Genomic DNA, 26,859 nt, shown 5'->3' on the forward strand with positions numbered 1-26,859 from the left:
CAGCGGGAGGAAGCAGCGTGAGCGAGACGGACACGGCCAGGGGCGTCACCGGCGAGGACGAGGTCGTGGACCTCTGCCGCGAGCTGATCCAGATCGACACCAGCAACTACGGCGACCACTCGGGGCCGGGTGAGCGCGAGGCCGCCGAGTACGTCGCCGAGAAGCTCGCCGAGGTGGGTCTCGAATCGAAGATCTTCGAGTCGCACCCGGGCCGGGCCTCCACGGTCGCCCGGATCGAGGGCGAGGACCCGTCACGGCCCGCGCTGCTCATCCACGGCCACCTCGACGTCGTACCGGCCAACGCCGACGACTGGACCCACCACCCCTTCTCCGGCGAGGTCACCGACGGCTGCGTGTGGGGGCGCGGGGCCGTCGACATGAAGGACATGGACGCGATGACCCTGGCGGTCGTGCGCGACCGGCTGCGCAGCGGGCGACGGCCCCCGCGCGACATCGTCCTCGCCTTCCTCGCCGACGAGGAGGCGGGCGGCAAGTTCGGCGCCCGGCACCTCGTCGAGAAGCACCCCGGTCTCTTCGAGGGCGTCACCGAGGCGATCAGTGAAGTCGGCGGCTTCTCCTTCACGGTCAGCGAGCAGCGGCGGCTGTATCTGATCCAGACGGCCGAGAAGGGCATGCACTGGATGAAGCTGACCGTGGCCGGTACCGCCGGGCACGGGTCGATGATCCACCGGGACAACGCGATCACCGAGCTGTCGGAGGCCGTAGCGCGGCTCGGGCGGCACAAGTTCCCGGTACGGGTGACGAAGACCACCCGGGCCTTCCTCGACGAACTCGGCGACGCGCTCGGCACCGAGCTGGACCCGGAGGACATGGAAGGCACCCTGGCCAGGCTCGGAGGTATCGCCAAGCTCATCGGCGCGACCCTGAGCAACACCGCCAACCCCACACAGCTGGGCGCCGGTTACAAGGTCAACGTCATCCCGGGCGAGGCCACCGCACACGTCGACGGGCGCTTCCTGCCCGGGTTCGAGGAGGAGTTCCTCGCTGACCTGGACAAGATCCTCGGGCCTCAGGTGAAGCGCGAGGACGTGCACTCGGACAAGGCCGTCGAGACCACCTTCGACGGGGCGCTGGTGGACGCCATGCAGTCCGCGCTGGTGGCCGAGGACCCGGCCGCCAAGGCGATCCCGTACATGCTCTCCGGAGGCACGGACGCCAAGTCCTTCGACGAACTGGGTATCCGCGGCTTCGGCTTCGCCCCGCTCAAGCTGCCGCCGGAGCTGGACTTCGCCGGCATGTTCCACGGTGTCGACGAGCGGGTGCCGGTCGACGGCCTGAAGTTCGGCGCGCGTGTGCTGGACCGCTTCATCGACGCCTCGTGACCTTCGTAATCGGCCGCGTGTACGGAGCGGGACCGAGAAGGGTGAATGCGACCATCAGCTCGTAGCTCCATTACTTCCTCCTCGTTACAGGTAATGCGATCAGCAACACGAGATCGCTTTTGCCAACAAGGAGGAATAATGCTCAAGAAGGTCGTCGCTGCTGCGGCTGCCACTGGTGGTCTGGTTCTCGCGGGTGCGGGCCTGGCCGTCGCCGACGCCGGTGCTCAGGGTGCCGCGGTGCACTCCCCGGGTATCGTTTCCGGCAACGTCGTTCAGGTGCCCGTTCACGTCCCCGTGAACGTCTGCGGCAACACGATCTCCGTGATCGGGCTGCTGAACCCCGCCTTCGGCAACACCTGCATCAACAAGTGACGTCGACCCGCTGAGGGTCGTCAAGCCCGTCGGCTCCGGAGCGCGCGCCATGCGTTCCGGAGCCGACCGGCCTTTTCGCGAATTTCCACGCGAGATGTCGCGAGATACCAGGTCAGGAATGAAGGCAGGGAGAATTCAGCAATGCGACAGGTCACCCGCAAGGGCCTGATGACCGTGATGGCGGCGACCGGCGTGCTCGCCGCGGCGGGCGGTTACGCCCACGCCGACTCGGGCGCGAACGGCTCCACTTCGGACTCGCCCGGCGTACTGTCCGGCAACACGGTGCAGGCGCCGGTGCATGTGCCGGTGAACGTCTGCGGCAACACGGTCAACGTCGTCGGACTCCTCAACCCGGCGAGCGGCAACGAGTGCGGCAACGAGGGCGGCGGCAGCTCGTCCGGCGGGCACGGCGGTTCCGGTGGCGGAGCCCAGGCCGGCGGACACGCCAGCCACTCGCCCGGCATCGGCTCGGGCAACACCGTCCAGGCGCCGATCGACGTGCCGGTCAACGTCTGCGGCAACAGCGTCAACATCGTCGGTATCGGCAACGCCGTCGAGGACAACGAGTGCACCAACGGCGGTTCCGGCGGCGGGCACCCGGGCCACCCCGGACACCCGGGTCATCCCGGGCACCCGGGCCATCCCGGACACCCGGGTCACCCCGGACACCCCGGTAACCCGGGCCAGCCCGGACACCCCGGCACCCCGAGCACGCCGCCCGGTGCGGGCGGCAAGACGCCGGGTGGCTCCTCGCACACCAACCACCCGGGCACCCAGACGGTCACCCAGCCGCAGGGCGCCGCACAGCTCGCGCACACCGGCAGTGACCTGCCGATCGGCGTCGTGCTCCCAGTGGGCGCGGGGGCGCTGCTGGCGGGTGCGGTCATGTACCGCAAGGCGCGCGCTTCGGTCTGAACCGGCGCATCTCCACGCCGAGCACCGCAAGCTTCCCCTACGGCGCGCAGAACGGAGCGGGCCCCGCGTCGGCGGGGCCCGCTCCGTTTCCGTCGTCTCCGTCGTCGCCTCAGCTCACCATGTGGCCCGCACCTGGCGGATGATCCGCCGGCGCAACCGCACCCGGCGGCTGCCGTCACGCAGCAGGCTCAGACGGTCCAACTCCCAGTGTCCGTACTCGGCATGGTCCGTCAGCAGGCGTGTGGCGTCCTTGCGGGAAACCCCGCGCGGTACGTACACGTCGACAAATTCGTATTCCGGCATCGCATCTATTGTGCGGGCTGGGGCCCGGTACGGATAGCGTCTGCACTATGTCTGATGCTGCGCAGCCCACCGCTGCCGAGGTACGAGCCGCCGCCGAGGCGGTCAAGACCGCGCTCGACCGCCACCTGGCCGCGGTCGAACGCAGGTCCGGGGAGGACGACCCGGCCGTCTACGAGGCGTTCAACGAGCTGGCCGCGGCCGCCGAGACGTACGACGAATTGCTCTACGACCGCTACGACGAGGTCACGCCCTTCGAGATCCCCGGTGCGGAGGACACGCTGCCGCCGTACACGGGACCCGAGGAGCCGAACGCGCTGAGCGTGCTGATCCGCCGTGACTACGCCGTGGCGGAGCCGCACCGGCTGCTGGCGCAGGCGCAGCGGGTGGAGGCCGCGGACGACGACGGGCGGGGAGCGGAGGCCTCCGCGACCGTGCACGGGGCGCTGGGTGTCCTGTTCGGCGAGTTCGAACCGGACGAGATCGCCTCGCGGCACAAGGAGTTCGGGCTCGAAGAGGGCGACTCCACGCTCTGGGTGACGGCCGCGGACGAACCGGCAGAGCCCGGCGAGTGGCTGGAGGCGCCGTTCGAGCAGATCGATCCGCAGCGGGTGGTCTGCCGTTTCGACGTCAGCGCGGTCTTCGACGACGAGGTCGACGACGGCCGCCTCGCGGGCGTGGACGACGACGACCTCGAGGACGACCTCGACCCGGACCTGGACGGCGACGAGGACCTGGAGCCACTGGACGCGGACCGCTAAGCGCGGGGCTGGACCGGGCCGATACGGCGGCGGCGTTCACGGAGATCATTCGTGAACGCCGCCGCCGTTCGGGTGCGTGGCCGGTACGGTCGGGGTCTGGCTGCGAGCCGGCCTGTGGCTGGTCGGGCAGTTCCCTGCGCCCCTGGGTGGGGCCGCCGTGCCCCTTGGTCAGCCCGTGGCCGCCGGCTGTGTGGTGAGCAGTGCCGGCAGACGCGTCGTGCGGGGCTTTGCCGGGACCTCGGCCACGGCCCGGGGGAGTGCCTGGTCCACGCCGTGGACGACGGAGAGGTGTCGGTCCGCCCTGCCGAACGCCGTGTAGATCCACGGCCGGCTGAGGGACTGCGCGGCGTCCCCGGGCAGTACCACGACCACCGCGGGCCATCGGTTGCCCACCGCCTGGTGAGCGGTCAGCGCCCACCCGTGGCGCACGGACTGCTCCACCCGCTCCTTCGGTACGACGACGGCGGTGCCCTCGCACGACAGGTGCAGCCCGGCGGCGTCGGCCGTCACGACCCTGCCCGGTGCCGTACGGCCAGGGGCGGGGGAGTAGGCGATCCGGTCGCCGGGGTCGAAGCCGCCGAAGCGGCCCGGGCCGGGGTTGAGGCGCTCCTTCAGCGCCGCGTTGAGCGCGCGGGTGCCGGCCGCTCCGCCGTGGCCCGGGGTGATCACCACGGTCTGCTCGGGCGGCACGCCGATCGCCCGCGGCACCGAGTCGGCGACGAGCTGAACGGTCCGGTGGACCGCCTCGCCCGCATCCCGCACCGGGACGATCACGACCTCCTTGCCGGGGGCCTCGACCTGGTTGAGCTCGCCGATGCCGATACCGGACACCAGCTCGCCCAGGGGGCCGCCATCCGGCCGCCGGGACGCGATCCGGGGGCAGACCCGCGCTGACAGCAGATCGGCGAACACCCGCCCGGGCCCGGCCGACCACAGCACCCCCGGGTCCCCGGCCAGCACCAGCCGGGCACCGTCGGGCAACGACTCGACGAGCAGCGCCCCCGTCTCGACGTCCAGTTGGGGCGCGTCGAGCACGACGAGAAGGTCCAGATCCAGCGCCCCGTCCACGTCCCGCCCGGGCCCCTCGTCACCGGAGAGAAGCCCGGCGACGGTGACGACGCCGCAGGCACCGTCCTCCCGCCCTCCCGCCGCATGACTGCCGGGCAGAGCGCTCGCCGCGGTGTCATCAGGCACGGCCCCGCTCGCCGTGCTGTCGCCCGGCGCGGTCCCGTTCCCTGTGGTGCTTCCCGGCGTGCTGCCGGTGGGCGGGCCGCTGCTTGCCCCGGTGCGGTCCGCAGCGGCGGGAGCCGCCGTGTTGCCGCCCGGCGCAGGCGCGCTCCCTTCAGGGGCTGCCTGCGCAGTTCCGCCCGGGCGCCCAGTCCACAGCGCTGCGAAGCGGTCGCGGCCCGCAGGGCTGTGTGTGGCGGCCCAGGCGCGCAGGCCGAGGGCGGCGGCTGTCCGCAGCAGTGCCGCCGGTTCGGCCAGGGAGGCTTCGCCGCCGGTGTGCAGCACCAGGCCGTGGCCCGCCACGGCGCGGATGAGTTCGGCGGTGGAGTCCTGCGCGGAGGCGGCGGCGCTCTCCCAGGTATCGGCCGAACCGTCCTCCTTCGGCACCGAGTTGATCAGGCGGGTCAGTCCGTCGGCGAGGCTCTCCTCCGCGAGCGTGTACCGCTCCAGGCCGACCAGGATCCGGACCGGACGCTCCTCGGCCTCCTCGCCGTCCGCGGCCGGCTCCGGCGCGGCCGGGTCGAGGGCGTCCTGGAAGACCAGGGCCTCGCCGTCCGCGACGGCGCTCTGCACGGCCGCGTCGGCGTCGGGCACGCCCCGCTGGGCCAGCGCCGCGATGAGCGCGGGCATCTCCAGCGCCGTGTGCCCGGCGAGCGCCGCCTGCTCCAGCAGCCACCCCGTCAGCGCCCGGCCCCGCCGCTCGTCGTCCGGACCGCACTCCGCGCCGAGCAGCGCCCGCGCGAAGCCGTCGGCCTGCTCGGGACGCACACCGCCGACGCGCAACAACAGCCAGGGATCCGCCCGCAGGACCCCGTCCGCGCCCTCGCCGAGGGCGGCGGCGACCTGCGGTGCGAGCGCGTCCGGCGCGCCGCCGTCGGTCAGCACGCGCCGTACCGCGTCGACGGCCTCCGGGGCGGGACCGGCGGGCGCGGCAGCGGGCGTCGGCTGCGGACGCCGTACCGGCTCGGCGGCGGGGCGGCGCGGAGCGGACTCGCTGAACACGGGGGCCACGGGCTTCTCGCCGCTCTCCACGGCACGGACGGCGGCCAGCAGATCGGCGGCCGTCCCGCTGAGCTTCGCGCCGCTCGCGATCGGCCCCGCCCTCTCGGCCCTGCGTCGCTCGATCCGCTCCCGCTCCAGCCGCTGAGCTGCCAACTCGGCCTCGGCCTCGGACAGTTGAGCGGCCGACTCGCCGTCACCGGAGGTGGCGCCGTCATCGCTCTTCTCCGCGGCGCCCGGCGTCCCCGGCTCGGCGTTCTCTGCGTCCTCGGTGGGCTCGGGCTCCGTGCTCACAGCGTGCTCCAGTCGTGATCGGGATAGCGGTGCACGGGCGCCGACACGTCGTCGAGCGCCCGGCAGATCTCGTCAGGAAGACTAAGGGCCTCCACTGACAATGCCGCCGTGAGCTGCTGGGAGTTGCGCGCACCGACGATGGGGGCGGCCACACCGGGCCGGTCGCGGATCCAGGCGAGGGCGACCTGCAGGGGCGTCACCGCGAGCCCGTCCGCCGCGGTCTGCACGGCGTCCACGATGCGGCTCGCCGTGTCGTCGAGGTACGGCGCGACGAAGGGCGCCAGGTGGTCCGAGGCGCCGCGCGAGTCGGACGGCACGGCCTCGCCCCGGTACTTGCCCGTCAGGACCCCACGCCCCAGAGGCGAGGACGGCAGCAGACCGATGCCCAGGTCCAGCGCGGCCGGCAGCACCTCGCGCTCGACGCCGCGCTGCAGCAGCGAGTACTCCATCTGCGTGCTCGCCAGCCGGGTCCGTGTCCCGGGAGCCGCCAGCTGCCACGTCGCCGCCTTGGCGAGCTGCCAGCCGCAGAAGTTGGAGACGCCCGCATAGCGGGCACGGCCGCTGCTGACCGCCAGGTCGAGGGCCTGGAGGGTCTCCTCGAGCGGGGTGTACGGGTCGAAGGCGTGGATGTGCCAGACGTCGACGTAGTCCGTGCCGAGCCGGACCAGCGAGGCGTCCAGCGCGGAGAGCAGGTGCCCGCGCGAACCGTCCACCCGCCGGTCCGGGTCCGGCACGCTGCCCGCCTTGGTCGAGATCACCAGGTCCCGGCGCGGAACCAGACCTTCTATGAGGCGTCCGAGCAGGTACTCGGCCTCTCCGTCGCCGTACACGTCCGCGGTGTCGACAAGGCTTCCGCCGGCCTCCCAGAACGTCTTCAGGAGGTCCGCGGCGTCGTGCTCGTCGGTGCCCCTGCCCCAGGTGAGGGTGCCGAGTCCGATGCGGGACACACGAAGGCCGGTCCGGCCGAGATACCTCTGCTCCATGAACGCCGAGATTACTGGCCTGAACCTTCGGCGTGGGTGCCTGTGGACAACCAGTTTCCGCACGCTAGGGTCTGCCCGACAGGGACGTTACTGATCGGTAAGGGGAATCGGCATGCAGCTCGGGATCAACCTCGGCTACTGGGGTGCCGGAATGGACGCGGACAACCTGGAGGTCGCGAAGGAGGCCGACCGGCTCGGGTACGCCGTGTGCTGGGCCGCCGAGGCCTACGGTTCGGACGCGGCCACCGTGCTCAGCTGGGTCGCCGCCCAGACCGAGCGGATCGACGTCGGCTCGGCCATCTTCCAGATCCCGGCCCGCCAGCCCGCGATGACCGCGATGACCGCCGCCACCCTCGACTCGCTCTCCGGCGGTCGCTTCCGCCTCGGCCTCGGCGTCTCCGGCCCGCAGGTCTCCGAGGGCTGGTACGGCGTCAAGTTCGACAAACCGCTGGCACGCACGCGTGAGTATGTCGAGATCGTGCGCAAGGCGATGACGCGCGAGCGGCTGTCGTTCGAGGGCGAGCACTGGACGCTGCCGCTGCCCGGCGGCCCGGGCAAGCCGCTCAAGCTGACCGTGCACCCCGAGCGCGAGCACATCCCGCTGTACATCGCGGCCATCGGCCCGAAGAACCTCGAGCAGACCGGTGAGATCGCCGACGGCGCCCTCCTGATCTTCCCCTCGGCGGAGCACCTCGAGGAGACCACCATCAAGTACGTGCGCGCGGGGCGCGAGAAGGCGGGCAAGACCCTCGACGGCTTCGACGTCTGCCCGACGCTCCCCCTCTCCGTCGGCGAGGACAAGGACGTGGCCACCCTCGCCGACGCCTTCCGTCCGTACACCGCGCTGTACGTCGGCGGCATGGGCAGCGCCAAGCAGAACTTCTACAACCAGCTCGCCCAGCGCATGGGGTTCGAGGCGGCGGCCGCCGAGGTCCAGGAGAAGTACCTGTCCGGCGACAAGCAGGGCGCCGCGGCCGCGATCCCGCACGACCTGATCGACAAGACGGCGCTGCTCGGTTCCGTGGACCGCATCGCGGACCGGATGAAGGAGTACGCGGCGGCCGGAGTCACCACCCTGAGCCTCAACCCGGCCGGCTTCACGCTGGAGGAGCGGATCGCCTCGCTCCGCGCGGGCACCGAAGCCCTGGAGCGCGCCGGACTGGCGTAACCCACCGGCCGGGCGGCGGGGGAGAGGTTTCTGCGGCCGTGGTGGGGGCTCGGGGGTCTTCCCCGCCACGGCCGTCACGGGGAACAACGCGCCCGGGCGCGCGCGGTTACGCCTCCGATGTGACCCTTTGGGTCCTCCTTTTGGCGGAGTTGTCCGACACAGCTGTTGCAGCACCTCTTGCGCCGCATTTGACTCGTTCTTTGCGGAACCTCCGGGATCCGGCGGGGACCGGCAGAACAGAGACCGGCAGAGAGGGGCCCACGATGCTTTCGGCCAGGAGCCTTTTCCAGGAGATTCTCGACGACGACGAGTCGTTCGCCCTGTTCTGCTCCATCGCGGCCAGCGGTGAGTCCCAGGGCGGCTGGGAGAACGGACGGATCGCCGCACTCGTACCCGCCGGCGAACGCGCACTCGCCCCCAAGATCACCCGGCACGGCGCCGACGAGGACAAACACGGGCGGATCTTCAACGCCCTGATGAAGAAGCGCGGTCTCGAACCCGTCCCCGTACCGCCCGAGACCGACTACACGATGCTCCTGGAGAAGCACGGCATCGGCCTCCCCCACGAGAAGCTCAAGAGCGAACAACAGCTCACCGTGCAGGACATCGTCACCTACCTCTCCCACAGCCGCGTCACCGAGCAGCGCGCCTCGGAGCAGATGGAACTGCTGCGCCGGTACTTCGCCGACCACCCCGACATCGGCCGCGCGGTAGGGATGATCTCCGACGACGAGGACAACCACCTGGCCTACTGCCACGAGGAGTTGCTGCGCCTCGCGCACGCCGGACACGGGCGCGCCATCCAGCGCACGCTGCGGGAGTGCGCGCTCGCGGAGATCCGCGTCTACCGGGACGTCAGCCTCGCGGTCATGGACCACATGGGGCGCATCCTCGGCTGGCCGAGGACCAAGTCGGCGCTGCTCGCCGCCGGTATCCACGCCGTCTACGCGTACGAGCGGTTCGCGGGCTGGCGGCGCATGGTCAGCCTGAGGATGCCCGAGCGGCGCGACGCACTGGGCGGACCCGCCACGACGGCGCCCGGGTTCGCCTGAGCCAGGGCGGGCCCTACAGCCATCCCCGGTGCTTGAAGAGGCGGTACAGCAGCACCTCCAGGGCGGCCATCGCCAGGATCACCGCCGGGTACGACACCGACCAGTGCAGCTCCGGCATGTGGTCGAAGTTCATGCCGTAGATCCCCGCGATCATCGTGGGGACCGCCGCCATGGCCGCCCACGCGGAGATCTTCCGCATGTCGTCGTTCTGCCGCACGCTCATCTGCGCGAGATGCGCCGAGAGCACGTCCGAGACCAGCCGGTCCAGGCCCTCCACCGACTCGTTCACGCGCGTGAGGTGGTCGCTGACGTCCCGGAAGAAGGGCTGCGCCTTCTCGTGCACGAAGGGCACCCGGGCGCTGAAGACGCCGCCTCCCGCCAGCCGGGCCAGCGGCTGCGCCAGCGGGCCCGTGGCCCGGCGGAACTCCAGGATCTGCCGCTTGAAGGCGTAGATGCGGGACGCCGTGTGGCGCGAGCCCCCGCCGGTCGGCGAGAACACCTCCGCCTCCAGCTCCTCCAGGTCGGTGCCGAGCTCGCCGGCCACGTCCACGTAGTGGTCGACCACGGCGTCGGCGATCGAGTACAGCACCGCCGTGGGGCCGTGCCGGAGCATCTCGGGCTCCTCCTCCAGCCGGTGCCGCACGGCCGCGAGCGGCGCCTCCTCGCCGTGCCGCACGGTCACCACGAACGAGTCGCCGATGAAGACCATGACCTCGCCGGAGGTGACGATGTCGCTCTTCGCCTCGTATCCGACCGGCTTGAGGACCATGAACAGCGAGTCGTCGTACACCTCCAGCTTGGGGCGCTGATGCGCGTTCAGGGCGTCCTCGACGGCCAGTGGGTGCAGCCCGAACTCCGCCGAGACCCGGTCGAACTCCTTCTCCGTCGGCTCGTACAAGCCGATCCAGACGAAGGCGTCACCCCCACGACGGCACTGCGCCAGGGCGTGCGAGAAGTCCGCGGGGCCCTCCGTCCGGCGCCCGTCCCGGTAGATGGCGCAGTCGACGATCACGGAGCGTATTCTCCCGCCGTCCGCCCCTGAATGCACCCTTGCGTGCGCCTACCCTTGGCCGCATGCCCACGCTGATCCTGGTCCGGCACGGACGTTCCACCGCCAACACCGAGGGGGTGCTCGCCGGCTGGACGCCCGGTGTCGCTCTCGACGAGCGCGGCGCCGCGCAGGCCGCCGAACTGCCCGGGAGGCTCGCCGGGCTGCCGATCTCCGAGGTCGTCAGCAGCCCGCTGCAGCGCTGCCAGGAGACGGTCCGGCCGCTGTTGGACGCCCGCCCCGAACTGACCGCGCACACCGACGAGCGCATCGGGGAGGCCCACTACGGCGACTGGTCCGGCCGCAAGCTCGCCGAGCTCAAGGACGAGCCGCTGATGGAGGTCGTGCAGGCGCACCCGTCGGCCGCCGCGTTCCCCGGCGGCGAATCGATGCGCGCGATGCAGACCCGCGCGGCCGAGGCCGTACGAGAATGGAACGCGCGCGTGGAGCGTGACCACGGCCCCGGCGCCGTCTACGTCATGTGCTCGCACGGCGACATCATCAAGTCGCTCGTCGCAGAGGCACTCGGACTTCATCTCGACCTGTTCCAGAGGATTTCCGTTGAACCGTGTTCCATCACCGCGATCCGTTACACACGTCTGAGGCCGTTTCTCGTACGGCTCGGTGACACCGGTGATTTCGCGTCGCTGGCGCCCCGCGAGGAACCCCCGGCCGACGACGCCACGGTCGGGGGTGGTGCGGGCGCACCGTGATCGTCGGGCGCAGTAGGGTGAAGCGGTCGCAGTAGCGCCGCACCCGTCCGCACCAGCAGCCCGTGCGGTCACCCGGTCCGATGCCGATCCACGATTCCAGGAGACAGGACGTGTCCCGTCAGGTGTTCCTCTACGACCCCCCGGACCGCTTCGTGGCCGGTACGGTCGGTATGCCCGGACGCCGTACGTTCTTCCTCCAGGCCACCGCGGGCCCCCGCGTGACCAGCGTGGCCCTGGAGAAGACCCAGGTCGCCGCCCTTGCCGAGCGCATGGACGAACTGCTCGACGAGGTCGTACGGCGCAGTGGCGGCAGCGCCGCCGTCCCGGCCGTGCCGCCCTCCGATATCTCCGACACCGACCCGCTGGACACCCCGGTCGAGGAGGAGTTCCGGGTCGGCACCATGGCGCTCGCCTGGGACGGCGAGGAACAGCGCATGATCGTCGAGGCGCAGGCCCTCGTGGAGCTCGACGCCGACTCCGAGGAGGACCTCGCCGAGGCGGAGGAGCGCCTGCTCCAGGACGAGGAGAACGGGCCCCCGATGCTGCGGGTCCGGCTGACCGGCGCGCAGGCACGGGCCTTCGCCAAGCGCGCCCTCGACGTCGTCAACGCCGGGCGGCCGCCGTGCCCGCTGTGCAGCCTCCCGCTCGACCCGGAAGGACACGTATGTCCGCGCCAGAACGGATACCGCCGCGGAGCGTGACGTCCGACGAGCCGCTCGCCGACCTGCTCACGCACGGCGAGCTCACCGTGCGCGGCCGTATCCGCGAGGCGTCCAACGCGGCGCTGTACTGCACGATCTCCCACGACGGCCGGGAAGCGGCCTGCATCTACAAGCCCGTCGCCGGCGAGCGGCCCCTGTGGGACTTCCCCGACGGCAACCTCGCCCGCCGCGAGGTGGCCGCCTACGAGGTCTCCGAGGCCACCGGCTGGGGGCTCGTCCCACCAACCGTGCTTCGGGAGGGGCCGTACGGCGAGGGGATGGTCCAGCTGTGGATGGAGGTGAGCCCCGAGGCCGAGCTGCTGGCGCTGGTCGACGGTGAGGAGCCGGAGCCCGGCTGGAAGGCGATCGGCTTCGCCGAGGTCGGCGAAGGGAAGACGGCGCTGCTGGTGCACGCCGACGACGGGCGGCTGCGACGGCTCGCCGTGCTCGACGCCGTGATCAACAACGCCGACCGCAAGGGCGGCCACCTGCTGCCCACGGCCGACGGCCGGCTGTACGCGATCGACCACGGGGTGACCTTCAACACCGAGAACAAGCTCAGGACGCTGCTGTGGGGGTGGGCGGGGGAGCCGCTGGACCCGGAGGCGGTCGACGTCCTCAAGGCCCTCCAGGAAGCCCTGGCCGCACAAGGAGCGCTGGCCACGCGGCTGGCGGCACTGATCACGGACGCCGAACTCGACGCCACGCGCGCACGGGTCGCCGTACTCCTGGAATCGGGCAAGCACCCGGAGCCGAGCGGCGAGTGGCCTGCGATCCCCTGGCCGCCGGTGTAGCAACACACCGGGCTGGTACCGCGCCCCCCAAGGGGCGCGGGGCTGTATCGATATGCGGCTCCGCCGTGTGGGCGCGACCAGCCACGGCCGGCCTGCAGTCTCATAACCGCCGATCCAGCGGAGCGCAAGGGCGCCTTACCGGCCATCCGGCCCGGTCCGGTTCGTATGCGGAACTTCCGTCCGGTTAGGCTCATGACATGCATGCCTGGCCCGCTTCCGAGGTCCCCGCCCTGCCTGGTCAGGGCCGCGACCTGAGGATCCACGACACCGCGACCGGCGGTCTGGTCTCCCTCGACCCCGGTCCCGTCGCCCGTATCTACGTCTGCGGCATCACGCCGTACGACGCGACCCACATGGGTCACGCGGCGACCTACAACGCGTTCGACCTCGTTCAGCGCGTGTGGCTCGACACCAAGCGGCAGGTTCAGTACGTCCAGAACGTCACCGACGTGGACGATCCGCTGCTCGAGCGGGCGCACCGTGACGGCGTCGACTGGGTCGCCCTCGCCGAGCAGGAGACGGCCCTCTTCCGCGAGGACATGACCGCCCTGCGGATGCTGCCGCCGCAGCACTACATAGGCGCCGTCGAGGCGATACCCGGCATCGTGCCGCTCGTCGAGCGGCTGCGGGACGCGGGCGCCGCCTACGAACTCGACGGCGACGTCTACTTCTCCGTCGAGTCCGACCCCAACTTCGGCAAGGTGTCCGGCCTCGACGCGGCCGCCATGCGGCTGCTGTCCGCCGAGCGCGGCGGCGACCCGGACCGTCCGGGCAAGAAGAACCCCCTCGACCCGATGCTGTGGATGGCGGCCCGTGAGGGCGAGCCCAGCTGGGACGGTGCTTCGCTCGGCCGTGGCCGGCCCGGCTGGCACATCGAGTGCGTCGCCATCGCCCTGGACCACCTCGGCATGACCTTCGACGTCCAGGGCGGCGGCTCCGACCTGGCCTTCCCGCACCACGAGATGGGCGCCTCGCACGCCCAGGTGCTGACCGGCGAGTTCCCCATGGCCAAGGCGTACGTCCACGCCGGCATGGTCGCCCTCGACGGCGAGAAGATGTCCAAGTCCAAGGGCAACCTGGTCTTCGTGTCCAGGCTGCGGCGCGACGGGGTGGACCCGGCGGCTATCCGGCTGGCGCTGCTCGCCCACCACTACCGCTCCGACTGGGAGTGGACCGACCAGGTCCTCCAGGACGCCGTGTCCCGGCTCGGGCGCTGGCGTGCCGCCGTGTCCCGGCCCGACGGACCGCCCGCCGAGGCGCTGGTCGAGGAGATCCGCGAGGCCCTCGCGAACGACCTGGACGCCCCGGCCGCACTCGCCGCGGTCGACCGCTGGGCCGCACTGCAGGACGCCGACGGCGGTACGGACATCGGCGCACCCGGTGTCGTCTCGCGGGCCGTGGACGCGCTGCTGGGCGTCGCCCTGTAGCCGCAGCCGCAGCCGCCACGTCACAGCACGGGAAAGGGGCGCTTCCTCCGTGGAGGAAGCGCCCCTCGTGTCATCCGGCGCCGGTCAGATCCTGCGCACCTGGATGCTGCGCAGGACGTTCGGAGAGCCCGAGTCCCAGATGCCGACCACCTGGTGGCCGAAGGCGAATGCCTCCTGGACCTGGTCATGGGTCTGGGGGTTCGGGTTGGCGAAGATCCTGAACTGGCCCTGGATGCGCAGGGCGATCAGGCTGGGCTGGCCCGGCAGGGGCTGCACGACGTCGATGTAGCCGTCCGCGATGCCGGCCTGCAGCACCTGCTGCTGGACCTGCTGCTGAACGTGCTGCACGGCGACCTGGGCGATCTGGTGGAGCTGCTGCTGCACCTGCTGCTCGTGCTGCTGCACCTGCTGCTCGTGCTGTTGCTGCTGACCGTAGCCCTGGTGCTGGCCGAGCTGCTGGAGCAACTGCTGGAAGGGCTGCTGCTGACCGAGCTGCTGGAGCTGTTCCAGCGAGCCCACGCCCATGCCCATGCCCATACCCATGCCCGTACCCATGGGCTGCTGCTGGCCGTAGCCCTGCTGCTGTCCGAACGGCTGCTGCTGGTACTGCTGGTAGGGCGACGTGCTGGGGAACTGCTGGCCCTGCTGTTGTCCCGGTTGGCTCATCTGCGGGGTGGTGCTCATGCGGGTGTCACCTTCCCTTGATGGTTGGGATTCGTCAGCCCGTGACGACCAGGCCGACGATCTCGTCGTCCGAGAACCACACTCGGACGTCGGGCCGTCCCCCCGCGAAGGCGGAGTGCACCGCCTGGCGGACTTCCGGGGACGGGTGGTTGAGGTTCCGCCAGGCGCCGGCCACGAACAGCCTCAGCCTGGGCGGGAGTTCACGGGGATACGGCAGCAGCTCGTCCCAGTACCGTTCGGCCTGGCCCGAGCCGACCGCCTGCGGCAGCAGACGGGTGACCGCCGCCTTGATGTCGGGCCGGTTGCCGATGCGCTGCGAGGCGGGCCGGCCCGGAGCGTCCTGCTGCGGGGAACCCGTGGCCCGCAGCACGGAACGCGCACGCTCCGGGGACATCGGTTGCTGGGCGGCCGCCTTGAGCATCCCTTGCAGCGCGGCCAGCGCGCCCACCACCACCGGGGAGGCGGAGGAGGTCCCGGAGAACGTGTCCGTGTACCAGGCGATCTCCTCGGGCCCGCCCTGCAGATCGCCGGGCTTGTCCCAGAAGCCGCCGGTGGTCGTGACCTCGCGTCCCCAGCCCTGGGCGTCCAGCCGGGCGCCGTAGTTGGAGAACGCGAGCCTGGAGCGGTCCGGGCCGTGGTCGCGGCCGTGCGTGCCGGGCGGCGGTGCGCCCGCGCCGACCAGGACGGCACCGGAGGACTGGTTGGAGGGGTTGAACGGGTTGCGCCACCACTCGGGGAAGTCGTCCGGGCGGCGCTCGTAGACCGCGTCGTCCAGCGACTCCCCGCCGTTGCCGGCCGCCTCCACGACGAGGACGCCCTTGGCGGTGGCGTACCGGATGGCCGCGTAGTCGTCCGGCCACCACTCGATCGCGACATAGCCGCGCTGGTCGTCGCGCTCGGCGTACTCGAACCGCGGTCCGGGGCGGTGCAGTTCGATCAGTACGACGTCGCCGGGGCCGAGCCGGTCGGCCGCCGCGTGGATCGCGGCCGCCGTGCCGATGCCCTGGAAGGACGCGGCCGCGGTCACCGCCTCGGGCACGATGCCGTTGACCCCGAACTCGTTTCGGTCGCCGCCGATCACGCCGATCACGGCCGTGCCGTGGTTACGCCAGGCGAGATCGGTCAGCGGGGTGCCGACCACGACGCCGGCCAGCTTGGCGGCCAGGTCCTCATGGCCCAACTGCCAGGCGCCCTCGACATCGATGACCGTCACCCCCTGACCCGACCCACCAGGGCGCTGCCAGGCCCAGTGGGCGTCTATCCCCTCCGGCGCGGGGCGCAGATAGCCCTGCCTGCTGCTGAAGTCGGGGGTGACCGGCGCCCCTTCCTTCAGCCGGCCGCTCTCCTCGGCCAGGGACGCAGGTACGGCACCGGGCTTGATGTACGCCGTCTCGACACCCGGCAGCGCGGCGATCCGCGAGCGCAGCTCCTCGGCGCGGCTCTCGCCGCCGCGCACCCGGTAGAACATCGCGAGGTCGGGCACGTTGCCGTCGCTCGGGGCGGCGGACTGCTGCAGTCGCTCCTCGCTTCCGAACAGCGGCTCTAGGACCAGCTGTTCATCGCTGAGGAACATGTTGAGAGCGGAGACGTCGGCTCCCGTTGCCGAGCGGACACCCTCGGCCTGGGCACGCAACCGGGCCTCGGGACGGGCAACGACGATCAGTTCCCGCTCGGCTCCTCGATAGGTGAATCCCGCTCCGTCGGGCCCCGGCCCGGACGTTCCCGGCCCTTGCGCCGGCTGTACCTGGTCGCTCATCGGTACCGCTCCCTTCGGTCCGTGCGGGTGCGCCATCGCTGCACAACCAACCACGCCCTCGGCGGTCCGTCCACCCCGTCTTCACCAACTCGGTTTGAAAACAAGTTGAATTGGGTAGCGTGTGCAATCCGTCCTGAAACAGTGGTCACGTAGCAAACCGGCCAAAGACTGCGGAGTTGCCAGTCATGGGATGGGGTTCCAGAACGCAAAGAGGGCGGTGCGCAAGCTGCGCACCGCCCTCACCCGGTCGACCAGGCTATTCCTCCGACGACTCCTCGTCGTCCCCGCCCGCCTTCGGTGGCTTCGGCGGCTTCGTACGGCCGCTGGGGTTGTCCCGCAGGTACGAGGTGCTGTCGCTGCCGTCCGCGGTCGCGTGTCCGCCGCTCGACGGACCTCCGCCGTCCCGGCGCCGCAGGTAGCGCTCGAACTCGCGGGCGATCGCCTCGCCCGACGCCTCCGGCAGCTCCGCGGTGTCCCGGGCCTCCTCCAGCGTCTGGACGTACTCCGCGACCTCGCTGTCCTCGGCGGCCAGCTGGTCCACGCCGACCTGCCAGGCGCGCGCGTCCTCGGGCAGTTCGCCCAGCGGGATGCGCACGTCGATCAGGTCCTCCAGACGGTTGAGCAGGGCCAGCGTCGCCTTCGGGTTGGGCGGCTGCGACACGTAGTGCGGCACGGCCGCCCACAGCGACACCGCCGGCACGCCCGCGTGCGTACAGGCCTCCTGCAGGACGCCGACGATGCCCGTCGGGCCCTCGTACTTGGTCTCCTCCAGGTCCATGCGCTGCGCCAGGTCCGAGTCGGACGTGGTGCCGCTGATCGGGACCGGCCGGGTGTGCGGGGTGTCGCCCAGCAGGGCGCCCAGCACCACCACCAGTTCCACACCCAGTTCGTGCGCGAAGCCCAGCAGCTCGTTGCAGAACGAGCGCCACCGCATCGACGGTTCGATACCTCGGACAAGTACGAGATCACGCGGCTTCTCGCCGCCGACCCGGACCACCGACAACCTTGTCGTCGGCCACGTGATCTTGCGCACGCCGCCGTCCATCCACACCGTGGGGCGGTTCACCTGGAAGTCGTAGTAGTCCTCGGCGTCCAGCGCCGCGAACACCTCGCCCTTCCACTCCCTGTCCAGATGCGCGACCGCGGTGGAGGCGGCGTCGCCGGCATCGTTCCAGCCCTCGAACGCGGCCACCATGACCGGGTCGATCAGCTCGGGAACCCCCTCGAGCTCGATCACCCAGGCCTCCTTCCGACGTGCCCTCGCTTGACCACCCAACCTTACGGCGTGCGGCGGGGGCGCCCGCAGCCCCCTTGCACGGGGGAGTGAACGGATCACTGCCCCGTCCGGGGCCCTCGGACACCCATGATCACCAGAGCTGGGCCCCCCGCGCCCGACGCCCGCTCAGAGCGTGGAGCGAAGCCACTGCTCCACGCTCGCGACGTGCACCGTCGCCCAGGACCGCGCGGCCTCCGCGTCCCGGTCGCGCAGGGCGGCCAGGATCGCGCGGTGTTCGTGCAGGGTGCGGCTGACCGCGTCCTCCTGGGTGAGACCGCGCCAGATGCGGGCCCGGGTGGTCGGCCCCGACAGGCCGTCCAGCAGCGAGCAGAGCACCGAATTGCCGGAACTCTGCACGATGCCCCGGTGGAAGTCCAGGTCACAGGCGACCAGCTCCTCCACCGACGGAGCATTCCCCAGCTTCTCCAACTGGGCCGAGAGAGCGTCCAGTTGCTGCTCGCTGATCCTGGAGGCGGCCATCGCCGTGGCGGCCGGCTCCAGGATGCGGCGCACCGCCAGGAACTCCAGCACGGTGTCGTCGCGGTGGAAGTCGACGACGAAGCTCAGCGCCTCCAGCAGCAGCTGCGGGTCCAGACTGGTCACATACGTACCGTCGCCCTGCCGCACGTCCAGGATCCGGATCAGCGACAGGGCGCGCACTGCCTCCCGCAGGGAGTTGCGGGACAGCCCCAGCTCGGCGGCCAGCTCGCTCTCCTTCGGCAGCCGGTCGCCGGGGCGCAGCGCGCCGGAGACGATCATTCCCTTGATCTTCTCGATCGCCTCGTCGGTGACTGCCATGGGCGGCCTCCCTGTCGTTCAGATCTGTCGTTCAGACATCCGATGTCTTAGGTCATTATGGGGGTTCAGCGAGCTGATCGGGGAGCCGAATGCTCAGCTCAGGGGCGTTCGGCGCGTACGAGGCCCGCGGGGCGGGGGTACCGGTGGTGCGCGTAGTCACCCGGCAGCCGGCCGGAAGCCACTTCCAGACCCCCCCCGCTCCGTCACCTGCGCCGTCACCAGCCACCCCGGCGCCACATCGAACACCGGGTTGTGGCCCCGCGACTCGACGGGCGCCGTCCGTATACCGCATACCGCCCCACTCCAACACCTCGGCCTCGCCGTGGAGTTCGATGTGGATGTCGTCGCCGGTCCTGGTGGCCAGATCGAGCGTGGTCGTGGGGGCCGCCACCAGGAAGGGGATGCCGGCGTCGGCGCAGGCCAGGGCGACACCCACGGTGCCGACCTTGTTCGCGGTGTCGCCGTTCGCGGCGATGCGGTCCGCGCCGACGATCGCGCACCGCCCGCCAGCCGAGCCCCGACGCGCCGCCGTCGTCCACGGCGAACGCCTCGCGCAGCGCGCGAGATTCTCGGGACTGGCCTGATCACTGTTCACGCGCCCATGAAAGCACCCGGTACCGACAACCGAGCATGCGAAAAGGGGCGGCTCCGTCGGCGCGGAGTCGCCCCTCTCGCGGATCCGGCCCCCTAGGGGAAAGGGGCCGTTCCCCGATCGTGCCGGCCCTGGTCAGGGAAGGGGCCGACGCGAGGTCACTTCTTGTCGAGCAGGTCCTGCACCTTGGCGCGGACGTCGTCCGTGGCCAGACCGCGGATCGTCAGCGTCGTACGGCGGCGCAGCACGTCGTCCTGCGTCTCGGCCCACTCGTTGTCGCGGGCGTACACCACCTGCGCCCAGATCTCCGGGGCGTCCGGGTGGACGCGCTCGGCCAGCTCCGGGTTCTCGTTGGCGAGACGGGCGATGTCGAAGGACAGCGACCCGTAGTGCGTCGCCAGGTGCCTCGCCGTGTCGGCGGCCATACGCGGGCCGGGCGCCGGGTTGTCGACCAGCAGTCGGTGCGCGACCGCACGCGGGTTGGCGACACCCGGCAGCGGCAGCTTCTTCGGCAGCGAGGAGATGGGCTCGAAGTCGTCACCCAGCGGAGCGCCCGGCAGCGCCTCCAGCTTCTGCATCACCGTACGGCCGATGTGCCGGAAGGTGGTCCACTTGCCGCCCGCGACGGACAGCATGCCGCCCCTGCCCTCGGTCACCACGGTCTCGCGCTTGGCCTTCGCCGTGTCACCGGGGCCGCCCGGCAGCACCCGCAGACCCGCGAAGGAGTACGTGATCAGGTCACGGCTCAGCTGCTGGTCCCGGACCGAGAACGCGGCCTCGTCCAGGATCTGGGATATGTCCTTCTCGGTGACCGAGACGTCCGCCGGGTCGCCCTCGAACTCCTCGTCGGTCGTACCGAGAAGCAGCATGTCCTCCCAGGGGAGGGCGAAGGTGATGCGGTACTTGTCGATCGGGGTGGCCAGCGCGGCCTTCCACGGGGAGGTCCGCTTCAGGACCAGATGCGCGCCCTTCGACAGACGGATCGACGGCGCGGCATTCGGGTCCTCCATGCGACGCAGGTGATCGACCCACGGGCCGGTCGCGTTCAGCACCAGTCGGGCGTTGACACCGAACTCGTCACCCGTCGTACGGTCCTTCAGGTCGGCGCCGGTCACCCGGCCCTTGGTGAACCGGAGCCCGGTCACCTCGGCGTGGTTCAGGACGACGGCGCCTGCCTCGACGGCCGCGCGGACCGTCATCAGCGCCATACGCGCGTCGTTCATCTGGTCGTCGCCGTAGACGGCGACGGCCTTGAGGTTGTCGGTGCGCAGTTCGGGCACGTCCTGCGCCGCCTTCGCGGGGGACAGGAGGTGGCCGACGCCGTCACCGAACGCGGAGAGCGCGGAGTAGGCGAAGACGCCCGCCCCGAGCTTCGCAGCGCCGTGCGGCCCGCCCTTGTACACGGGGAGGTAGAACGTGAGCGGGTTCGCCAGGTGGGGGGCCACCTGACGGGACACCGCACGGCGCTCGAAGTGGTTCTCCGCCACCAGCTTCACCGCGCCGGTCTGCAGATAGCGCAGACCGCCGTGGAGCAGCTTGGAGGAGGCGGAAGAGGTGGCGCCGGCGAAGTCGCCGGCGTCGACCAGCGCCACCCTGAGGCCGGACTGCGCGGCGTGCCAGGCGGTGGAGATGCCCAGGATGCCGCCGCCGATCACGAGGAGGTCGTACGACGCCTTGGCGAGTTGCTCCCGGGTCTCGGCCCGGCTCGGGTTGGAGCCGGAGGCCGGGCGCGTACCCAGGGCAGGCACGGACTGCAGGGTGGACTGACTGGTCATTTCGGGTTCTTACTCCTCATCAGAGCGTGCGAGAGCCGTCAGGAGCTCTCGTCAGCTCTCGTCGTCCTCGAGCCAGCCCATGGTCCGCTCGACGGCCTTGAGCCAGCTCTTGTACTCACGGTCGCGCTTCTCCGCGGCCATGTTGGGGGTCCACTCGGCGGCCCGGCGCCAGTTCGCGCGCAGGTCGTCGGTGCTGGTCCAGAAGCCGACGGCGAGCCCGGCGGCGTAGGCGGCGCCGAGGCAGGTCGTCTCGGCGACCATGGGGCGCACCACGGGGGCGTCCACGAAGTCCGAGAGGGTCTGCATCAGCAGGTTGTTGGAGGTCATGCCGCCGTCGACCTTGATCGCCGCGAGCTCGACGCCGGAGTCCTTGGTCATGGCGTCGGTGATCTCACGGGTCTGCCAGGCAGTGGCCTCCAGGACGGCGCGCGCGAGGTGCGCCTTGGTGACGTACCGGGTCAGACCGGCGATCACACCGCGGGCGTCGGAGCGCCAGTACGGGGCGAACAGACCGGAGAAGGCCGGCACGAAGTACGCGCCGCCGTTGTCCTCGACCGTGAGCGCGAGGGTCTCGATCTCGGCGGCGGTGGAGATCAGGCCCATCTGGTCGCGCATCCACTGCACCAGCGAACCGGTGACCGCGATCGAGCCCTCCAGGGCGTAGACCGCCTTCTCGTCGCCGATGCGGTAGCCGACCGTGGTCAGCAGGCCGTTGTACGAGTTGACCGGCTTCTCACCGGTGTTCATCAGCAGGAAGGTGCCGGTGCCGTACGTCGACTTGGCCTCGCCCTCGGAGAAACAGGTCTGGCCGAACAGGGCCGCCTGCTGGTCGCCGAGCGCGGAGGCGACGGGAATACCGCCGAGGATGTCGCCGAGCTTGCCGCCCGTGACCTCGCCGTAGACCTCGGCGGAGGAACGGATCTCCGGCAGCATGGCCAGCGGGACGCCGATCGACTCGGCGATCTTCTCGTCCCACTCCATGGTGTGCAGGTTCATCAGCATGGTGCGGGAGGCGTTGGTCACGTCGGTGACGTGGTGGCCGCCGTCGACACCACCGGTCAGGTTCCAGATGACCCAGCTGTCCATGGTGCCGAAGAGGATGTCGCCACGCTCGGCGCGCTCCCGCAGACCCTCGACGTTGTCGAGCAGCCAGCGGGCCTTGGGGCCGGCGAAGTAGGAGGCGAGGGGAAGACCGGTCTCGCGGCGGAAGCGGTCCTGGCCGACGTTGCGGCCGAGCTCCTTGCACAGGGCGTCGGTGCGGGTGTCCTGCCAGACGATGGCGTTGTGGACGGGCTCACCGGTGTTCTTGTCCCAGAGCAGTGTGGTCTCGCGCTGGTTGGTGATGCCGATGGCCTTGATGTCGTCACGGGTGATGCCGGCCTTCTGGATGGCCCCGGCGACGACTTCCTGGACGTTGGTCCAGATCTCGTTGGCGTTGTGCTCGACCCAGCCCGGCTTCGGGAAGATCTGCTCGTGCTCCTTCTGGTCGACGGAGACGATGCGTCCGTCGCGGTCGAAGACGATGCAGCGCGAAGAGGTGGTGCCCTGGTCGATCGCGGCGATGAAGGGGCCGGCGGTGTGGGCGTCGGTCACGGTGTGCTCCTGGAGTTCCTTGGATAGGGGGCTGTCTGTACGGCGCGGTGCTGGTTAAGTGCGGTGCAGCCTGATGGTGTTGAAGGCCTGGTGCTCTTAAGCAAAAGCGACGTTGTAGATGCCTGCAGCGATCGCGCCGCCGATCAGCGGACCGACCACCGGGATCCAGGCGTAGCGCCAGTCGGAACCACCCTTGTTGGGCAGGGGCAGCAGGGCGTGCACAAGACGCGGACCGAGGTCACGGGCCGGGTTGATCGCGTAGCCGGTCGGGCCGCCGAGCGACAGACCGATCGAGACGACCACGAGCGCGGTGATCAGGGCGCCCAGGGTGCCGAGACCCTTGCCGCTGTCGTTGAGGCCCTGCGTGAGGACGGCGAGGACCAGCACGATGGTGCCGATGATCTCCGTCGCGAGGTTCTGCACCACGTTCCGGATCTCCGGACCGGTGGAGAAGATGCCCAGGACCGGGCCGGCGCCCTTCTCCTGGGCCTCGACGGCCTTGGCCGCCGTGGCCTGCGCACCCGGGCCGCCGACGATCTCCTTGTCGGTGAGGTGCGCGTGGAACTGACCGTAGTAGGCGACCCAGACCAGGGTCGCGCCGATCGCGGCGCCGAGGAGCTGTCCGGCCCAGTAGACCGGGACGTTGCTCCAGTCGCCGCTCTTGATCGCGAGTGCGAGCGTCACGGCGGGGTTCAGGTGTGCGCCGGAGAGCGGCGCCGACGTGTAGACCGCCGTGAGTACCGCGAAGCCCCACCCGAAGGTGATGGCCAGCCAGCCGGCGTTACGGGCCTTGGAGGCCTTCAGCGTCACGGCGGCGCAGACGCCGCCGCCGAGCAGGATGAGTATGGCGGTACCGATGGTCTCGCCGATGAAGATGTCGGAGCTGGACACCCGCGACTCCTTTGTCCTTCGTCCAGGGGACCGAACCCCGGGTCCCTCCGGGAGTTCGAGCTGCCCTCGGGGGTGAGAGCGAATACCGGCCCTTGGCGTTGTCACACTCTAGCGCGTATTGCCGGTAGGTGTTCGACAATGTCGACCGATGGACGGGAGTCTTGCTCCGGCGTCAGGTGTGCGTCAAGGGCTGTGATGGCGAAAATGCGATCGTTACCGATTGCTGTGAGCTGTCGATCTTGCAGGTCAGATGCGTACGGACGGGTAACAAGCACCCGGCGTACCGACCGGGCGGTCCGCCGGGTCGCCTCCGGGCACGACAGAGGCCGGGACGCCGCCCGCCGTCCCGGCCTTCACCCGCGTCCCGCTGTGCCTCTCAGAACCGCCCGGCGCCCAGGTCCCGCGACACCGCACGGGCGCAGTCCCGCACCGCGGCGATCAGCTCCGGGCGCAGCTCGCCGTCGCGGCACAGCCGCTCCACCGCGCCGGTGATGCCCACCGCGCCCACCGGCATCCGCCGCCGGTCGTGGATGGGTGCGGCGACGGACGCGACGCCCTCCCAGGTCTCCTCCACGTCGGCCGCGTAGCCGCGCGCCCTGGACATGTCGAGGATGTGCTCGAAGTCCTCCAGTCCGTACACGGTGCGGTCGGTGAAGGGCTTGCGGTCGGCCTCGATCGCCTCGCTGTGCGCGACCGGGTCGTACGCCGACAGGACCTTGCCCAGAGCCGTGGAGTGCAGGGGCTGCATGGCCCCGATCTCCAGCACTTGACGGCTGTCGTCGGGCCGGAAGACATGGTGCACGATCAGTACGCCCTGCTGGTGCAGGACGCCCAGATACACGCTCTCCCCGCTTGACCTGGCCAGGTCGTCCGTCCACACCAGGGCGCGCGCCCGCAGCTCGTGCACGTCGAGATAGGTGGTGCCCAGGCGCAGCAGCTCGGCGCCCAGCTGATAGCGCCCGGAGGCGTCGTCCTGCTCGACGAAACCCTCCTGCTGGAGGGTGCGCAGAATCCCGTGGGCGGTGCCCTTGGCGAGGCCCAGTGACGAGGCGATGTCCGAGAGGCCGAGCCGTCGCTCGCCGCCCGCGAGCAGCCGCAGCATCGCGGCCGCCCGTTCGAGCGACTGGATGTTCCGTGCCATCGCCGTACTGCCTCCGTCCCCTTCGACCGTCGACGAGCGACGTCGCTGCCGCCGTTCGGCAATGTCGAACACTACCGGTCGATGCCGACCTCCCGCTAATGGTCGGTCCGCATCCGTCGGGTTCTGTTGTGTCACTGGTATCCCGGGAGTGACCTGTCCGTCACTCTCGTCCGTCTCGTGGACGCCCCTGACCATCCCCGGCCGCCCCCGGTTACCCTGGCGTGGTGCGCCCACCGCGGAGAGTTCGCGGACCGCGCAAAGCCGACAGCCGTCGCACCCAAGGGAGCCCCTTAAATGGCCTCGTCGCCACTGACCCCTTCCGCCGACAGCCGGACCCGTGTGTCCGCGCTCCGTGAGGCGCTCGCCACCCGTGTGGTGGTCGCCGACGGAGCGATGGGCACGATGCTGCAGGCGCAGGACCCCACGCTCGACGACTTCCAGCAGCTTGAGGGCTGCAACGAAGTCCTCAACGTGACCCGCCCCGACATCGTCCGCTCGGTGCACGCCGAGTACTTCGACGCAGGCGTCGACTGCGTGGAGACCAACACCTTCGGTGCCAACCTCACCGCCCTCGGCGAGTACGACATCCCCGAGCGCGTCGCCGAACTGTCCGAGTCCGGCGCCCGTATCGCCCGTGAGACGGCGGACGAGTTCGCCGCGCGCGACGGCCGGCAGCGCTGGGTGCTGGGTTCGATGGGTCCCGGTACCAAGCTGCCCACCCTCGGTCACACCACCTTCACCGCCATCCGCGACGCCTACCAGCAGAACGCCGAGGGCCTGCTCGCCGGCGGCGCCGACGCGCTGCTGGTGGAGACCACCCAGGACCTGCTGCAGACCAAGGCCTCCGTCCTGGCCGCCCGCCGGGCGATGGAGACGGCCGGGTACGAGGTCCCGCTGATCGTGTCGGTGACGGTGGAGACGACCGGCACCATGCTGCTCGGCTCGGAGATCGGCGCCGCGCTCACCGCGCTGGAGCCGCTCGGTATCGACATGATCGGCCTGAACTGCGCGACCGGCCCGGCCGAGATGAGCGAGCACCTGCGCTACCTGGCCCGCCACTCCCGCATCCAGCTCTCCTGCATGCCCAACGCGGGCCTCCCGGTCCTCGGCAAGGACGGCGCCCACTACCCGCTCACGGCGCCGGAGCTCGCCGACGCGCAGGAGACCTTCGTGCGCGAGTACGGCCTCTCCCTGATCGGCGGCTGCTGCGGCACCACGCCCGAGCATCTGCGCCAGGTCGTCGAGCGGGTGCGCGGCCTCGCCCCGGGTGAGCGGGATCCGCGGCCGGAGCCGGGTGCGGCCTCCCTCTACCAGACGGTGCCGTTCCGTCAGGACACCGCGTATCTGGCGATCGGCGAGCGCACCAACGCCAACGGATCGAAGAAGTTCCGCGAGGCGATGCTGGCGGGGCGCTGGGACGACTGTGTGGAGATGGCCCGCGAGCAGATCCGTGAGGGCGCGCACATGCTGGATTTGTGCGTGGACTACGTCGGCCGGGACGGCGTGGCGGACATGGAGGAGCTGGCCGGCCGCTTCGCCACCGCCTCCACCCTGCCGATCGTGCTGGACTCCACCGAGGTCCCCGTCATCCGGGCCGGGCTGGAGAAGCTGGGCGGGCGTGCGGTCATCAACTCCGTCAACTACGAGGACGGCGACGGCCCCGAGTCCCGCTTCGCGAAGGTCACCAAGCTCGCCCGGGAGCACGGCGCCGCGCTGATCGCGCTGACCATCGACGAGGAGGGCCAGGCCCGCACCCCGCAGCACAAGGTCGCCATCGCCGAGCGGCTGATCGACGACCTGACCGGCAACTGGGGCATCCACGAGTCGGACATCCTCATCGACACCCTGACCTTCACCATCTGTACGGGTCAGGAGGAGTCCCGGGGGGACGGCATCGCCACCATCGAGGCGATCCGCGAGCTCAAGCGCCGCCACCCGGACGTGCAGACCACGCTGGGCCTGTCCAACATCTCCTTCGGCCTGAACCCGGCCGCCCGCATCCTGCTCAACTCCGTCTTCCTCGACGAGTGCGTCAAGGCGGGCCTGGACTCGGCGATCGTGCACGCCTCGAAGATCCTGCCGATCGCCCGGTTCAGCGAGGAAGAGGTCCAAACGGCCCTCGACCTCATCCACGACCGGCGCGCCGAGGGCTACGACCCGCTGCAGAAGCTGATGGCGCTGTTCGAGGGCGCCACCGCGAAGTCGCTGAAGGCGGGCAAGGCGGAGGAGCTGGCCGCCCTGCCGCTGGAGGAGCGG

23 protein-coding genes and 1 pseudogene are annotated in these 26,859 nt (G+C 70.8%); 11 read left to right on the plus strand and 13 right to left on the minus strand.

Features of this window, described 5'->3' with window-relative positions; genetic code table 11:
- Nucleotides 1–17: 17 nt before the first annotated feature.
- The 3 genes from LJ657_RS29120 to LJ657_RS29130 all read left to right on the plus strand — a co-directional run bounded on the left by LJ657_RS29120 (nucleotide 18) and on the right by LJ657_RS29130 (nucleotide 2,630).
- The gene (locus LJ657_RS29120; protein ID WP_232651805.1) at nucleotides 18–1,343 is read left to right on the plus strand and encodes a M20/M25/M40 family metallo-hydrolase; all 1,326 of its coding nucleotides are present in this window, start codon (nucleotides 18–20) and stop codon (nucleotides 1,341–1,343) included.
- 138 nt (nucleotides 1,344–1,481) lie between these two features.
- Nucleotides 1,482–1,715, plus strand: a complete 234-nt coding sequence (gene chpH, locus LJ657_RS29125; RefSeq protein ID WP_232651806.1) for a chaplin ChpH — start codon at nucleotides 1,482–1,484, stop codon at nucleotides 1,713–1,715.
- Nucleotides 1,716–1,856: 141 nt separating this feature from the next.
- Nucleotides 1,857–2,630 (plus strand): chaplin, encoded by a 774-nt coding sequence (locus tag LJ657_RS29130; protein WP_232651807.1) that lies wholly within the window; start codon nucleotides 1,857–1,859, stop codon nucleotides 2,628–2,630.
- Between the two features lie 114 nt (nucleotides 2,631–2,744).
- Here LJ657_RS29130 and LJ657_RS29135 read toward each other — a convergent pair whose 3' ends face one another.
- Nucleotides 2,745–2,933 carry a DUF5703 family protein gene (locus LJ657_RS29135; RefSeq protein WP_005485166.1) on the minus strand — a complete coding sequence of 63 codons (189 nt, stop codon included), beginning with the start codon at nucleotides 2,931–2,933 and terminating at the stop codon, nucleotides 2,745–2,747.
- Between the two features lie 47 nt (nucleotides 2,934–2,980).
- Here LJ657_RS29135 and LJ657_RS29140 point away from each other — a divergent pair, with 47 nt between their 5' ends.
- Entirely contained in the window at nucleotides 2,981–3,691 is a 711-nt protein-coding gene (locus LJ657_RS29140) for a hypothetical protein (protein WP_232651808.1), read from the plus strand.
- 168 nt (nucleotides 3,692–3,859) lie between these two features.
- Here LJ657_RS29140 and LJ657_RS29145 read toward each other — a convergent pair whose 3' ends face one another.
- Both LJ657_RS29145 and LJ657_RS29150 read right to left on the minus strand, forming a co-directional pair.
- A complete protein-coding gene (locus LJ657_RS29145) occupies nucleotides 3,860–6,211 on the minus strand; it encodes a helix-hairpin-helix domain-containing protein (RefSeq protein WP_232651809.1) in 2,352 nt (783 codons plus the stop codon).
- The gene (locus LJ657_RS29150; RefSeq protein ID WP_232651810.1) at nucleotides 6,208–7,194 is read right to left on the minus strand and encodes an aldo/keto reductase; all 987 of its coding nucleotides are present in this window, start codon (nucleotides 7,192–7,194) and stop codon (nucleotides 6,208–6,210) included. Before LJ657_RS29150 ends, LJ657_RS29145 begins: the two co-directional genes overlap by 4 nt.
- A gap of 112 nt (nucleotides 7,195–7,306) precedes the next feature.
- Between LJ657_RS29150 and LJ657_RS29155 the strand changes: the two genes are divergently transcribed.
- Nucleotides 7,307–8,362 (plus strand): LLM class F420-dependent oxidoreductase, encoded by a 1,056-nt coding sequence (locus LJ657_RS29155; RefSeq protein WP_232651811.1) that lies wholly within the window; start codon nucleotides 7,307–7,309, stop codon nucleotides 8,360–8,362.
- Between the two features lie 263 nt (nucleotides 8,363–8,625).
- Nucleotides 8,626–9,414, plus strand: coding sequence for a ferritin-like domain-containing protein (locus tag LJ657_RS29160; protein WP_232651812.1), 789 nt, complete (start codon nucleotides 8,626–8,628; stop codon nucleotides 9,412–9,414).
- 13 nt (nucleotides 9,415–9,427) lie between these two features.
- Here the strand turns inward: LJ657_RS29160 and corA are convergent, their stop codons facing one another.
- Complete coding sequence (gene corA, locus LJ657_RS29165; RefSeq protein WP_232651813.1) at nucleotides 9,428–10,426, minus strand: magnesium/cobalt transporter CorA; 999 nt, start codon at nucleotides 10,424–10,426, stop codon at nucleotides 9,428–9,430.
- Between the two features lie 62 nt (nucleotides 10,427–10,488).
- Between corA and LJ657_RS29170 the strand changes: the two genes are divergently transcribed.
- From LJ657_RS29170 to mshC, 4 genes are all read left to right on the plus strand, one after another.
- Entirely contained in the window at nucleotides 10,489–11,175 is a 687-nt protein-coding gene (locus LJ657_RS29170) for a histidine phosphatase family protein (RefSeq protein WP_232651814.1), read from the plus strand.
- A gap of 110 nt (nucleotides 11,176–11,285) precedes the next feature.
- A complete protein-coding gene (locus LJ657_RS29175) occupies nucleotides 11,286–11,876 on the plus strand; it encodes a DUF3090 domain-containing protein (RefSeq protein ID WP_232651815.1) in 591 nt (196 codons plus the stop codon).
- Complete coding sequence (locus tag LJ657_RS29180; protein ID WP_232651816.1) at nucleotides 11,840–12,670, plus strand: SCO1664 family protein; 831 nt, start codon at nucleotides 11,840–11,842, stop codon at nucleotides 12,668–12,670. The genes LJ657_RS29175 and LJ657_RS29180 overlap by 37 nt, the downstream gene beginning before the upstream one ends.
- A 197-nt stretch (nucleotides 12,671–12,867) precedes the next feature.
- The gene (gene mshC, locus LJ657_RS29185) at nucleotides 12,868–14,097 is read left to right on the plus strand and encodes a cysteine--1-D-myo-inosityl 2-amino-2-deoxy-alpha-D-glucopyranoside ligase (RefSeq protein WP_232651817.1); all 1,230 of its coding nucleotides are present in this window, start codon (nucleotides 12,868–12,870) and stop codon (nucleotides 14,095–14,097) included.
- An 84-nt stretch (nucleotides 14,098–14,181) separates the two neighbouring features.
- On the opposite strand, the gene LJ657_RS29190 is transcribed toward mshC, so the two are convergent.
- The 9 genes and pseudogenes from LJ657_RS29190 to LJ657_RS29230 all read right to left on the minus strand — a co-directional run bounded on the left by LJ657_RS29190 (nucleotide 14,182) and on the right by LJ657_RS29230 (nucleotide 24,603).
- Nucleotides 14,182–14,781, minus strand: a complete 600-nt coding sequence (locus LJ657_RS29190; RefSeq protein ID WP_232651818.1) for a hypothetical protein — start codon at nucleotides 14,779–14,781, stop codon at nucleotides 14,182–14,184.
- 34 nt (nucleotides 14,782–14,815) lie between these two features.
- Nucleotides 14,816–16,537, minus strand: coding sequence for a S8 family peptidase (locus LJ657_RS29195; protein WP_232651819.1), 1,722 nt, complete (start codon nucleotides 16,535–16,537; stop codon nucleotides 14,816–14,818).
- Between the two features lie 256 nt (nucleotides 16,538–16,793).
- Nucleotides 16,794–17,774 (minus strand): PAC2 family protein, encoded by a 981-nt coding sequence (locus LJ657_RS29200; protein ID WP_232651820.1) that lies wholly within the window; start codon nucleotides 17,772–17,774, stop codon nucleotides 16,794–16,796.
- A gap of 165 nt (nucleotides 17,775–17,939) precedes the next feature.
- Nucleotides 17,940–18,611, minus strand: a complete 672-nt coding sequence (locus tag LJ657_RS29205) for a FadR/GntR family transcriptional regulator (protein WP_232651821.1) — start codon at nucleotides 18,609–18,611, stop codon at nucleotides 17,940–17,942.
- A gap of 98 nt (nucleotides 18,612–18,709) precedes the next feature.
- Nucleotides 18,710–19,107: pseudogene (locus LJ657_RS29210) on the minus strand (hypothetical protein); the annotation flags it as partial.
- 254 nt (nucleotides 19,108–19,361) lie between these two features.
- Entirely contained in the window at nucleotides 19,362–20,978 is a 1,617-nt protein-coding gene (locus tag LJ657_RS29215; RefSeq protein WP_232651822.1) for a glycerol-3-phosphate dehydrogenase/oxidase, read from the minus strand.
- A gap of 51 nt (nucleotides 20,979–21,029) precedes the next feature.
- Nucleotides 21,030–22,571, minus strand: a complete 1,542-nt coding sequence (glpK, locus tag LJ657_RS29220) for a glycerol kinase GlpK (protein WP_232651823.1) — start codon at nucleotides 22,569–22,571, stop codon at nucleotides 21,030–21,032.
- A 96-nt stretch (nucleotides 22,572–22,667) separates the two neighbouring features.
- Entirely contained in the window at nucleotides 22,668–23,462 is a 795-nt protein-coding gene (locus tag LJ657_RS29225) for an MIP/aquaporin family protein (protein ID WP_232651824.1), read from the minus strand.
- Nucleotides 23,463–23,838: 376 nt separating this feature from the next.
- Nucleotides 23,839–24,603, minus strand: a complete 765-nt coding sequence (locus LJ657_RS29230) for an IclR family transcriptional regulator (protein WP_232651825.1) — start codon at nucleotides 24,601–24,603, stop codon at nucleotides 23,839–23,841.
- A gap of 294 nt (nucleotides 24,604–24,897) precedes the next feature.
- Here LJ657_RS29230 and LJ657_RS29235 point away from each other — a divergent pair.
- A partial coding sequence (locus LJ657_RS29235; RefSeq protein WP_232651826.1) for a homocysteine S-methyltransferase family protein occupies nucleotides 24,898–26,859 on the plus strand: 1,962 nt, incomplete at its 3' end.

The sequence above is a fragment of the Streptomyces guryensis genome, assembly GCF_021261325.1.
Lineage (GTDB): Bacteria > Actinomycetota > Actinomycetes > Streptomycetales > Streptomycetaceae > Streptomyces > Streptomyces guryensis.

Coding starts and splice junctions, on each gene's coding strand:
- chpH (WP_232651806.1), top strand. CDS start 1,482: ATGCTCAAGAAGGTCGTCGCTGCTGCGGCTGCCACTGGTGGTCTGGTT.
- LJ657_RS29130 (WP_232651807.1), top strand. CDS start 1,857: ATGCGACAGGTCACCCGCAAGGGCCTGATGACCGTGATGGCGGCGACC.
- LJ657_RS29135 (WP_005485166.1), bottom strand. CDS start 2,933: ATGCCGGAATACGAATTTGTCGACGTGTACGTACCGCGCGGGGTTTCC.
- LJ657_RS29140 (WP_232651808.1), top strand. CDS start 2,981: ATGTCTGATGCTGCGCAGCCCACCGCTGCCGAGGTACGAGCCGCCGCC.
- LJ657_RS29150 (WP_232651810.1), bottom strand. CDS start 7,194: ATGGAGCAGAGGTATCTCGGCCGGACCGGCCTTCGTGTGTCCCGCATC.
- LJ657_RS29155 (WP_232651811.1), top strand. CDS start 7,307: ATGCAGCTCGGGATCAACCTCGGCTACTGGGGTGCCGGAATGGACGCG.
- LJ657_RS29160 (WP_232651812.1), top strand. CDS start 8,626: ATGCTTTCGGCCAGGAGCCTTTTCCAGGAGATTCTCGACGACGACGAG.
- LJ657_RS29170 (WP_232651814.1), top strand. CDS start 10,489: ATGCCCACGCTGATCCTGGTCCGGCACGGACGTTCCACCGCCAACACC.
- LJ657_RS29180 (WP_232651816.1), top strand. CDS start 11,840: ATGTCCGCGCCAGAACGGATACCGCCGCGGAGCGTGACGTCCGACGAG.
- mshC (WP_232651817.1), top strand. CDS start 12,868: ATGCATGCCTGGCCCGCTTCCGAGGTCCCCGCCCTGCCTGGTCAGGGC.
- LJ657_RS29190 (WP_232651818.1), bottom strand. CDS start 14,781: ATGAGCACCACCCCGCAGATGAGCCAACCGGGACAACAGCAGGGCCAG.
- LJ657_RS29195 (WP_232651819.1), bottom strand. CDS start 16,537: ATGAGCGACCAGGTACAGCCGGCGCAAGGGCCGGGAACGTCCGGGCCG.
- LJ657_RS29205 (WP_232651821.1), bottom strand. CDS start 18,611: ATGGCAGTCACCGACGAGGCGATCGAGAAGATCAAGGGAATGATCGTC.
- LJ657_RS29215 (WP_232651822.1), bottom strand. CDS start 20,978: ATGACCAGTCAGTCCACCCTGCAGTCCGTGCCTGCCCTGGGTACGCGC.
- LJ657_RS29230 (WP_232651825.1), bottom strand. CDS start 24,603: ATGGCACGGAACATCCAGTCGCTCGAACGGGCGGCCGCGATGCTGCGG.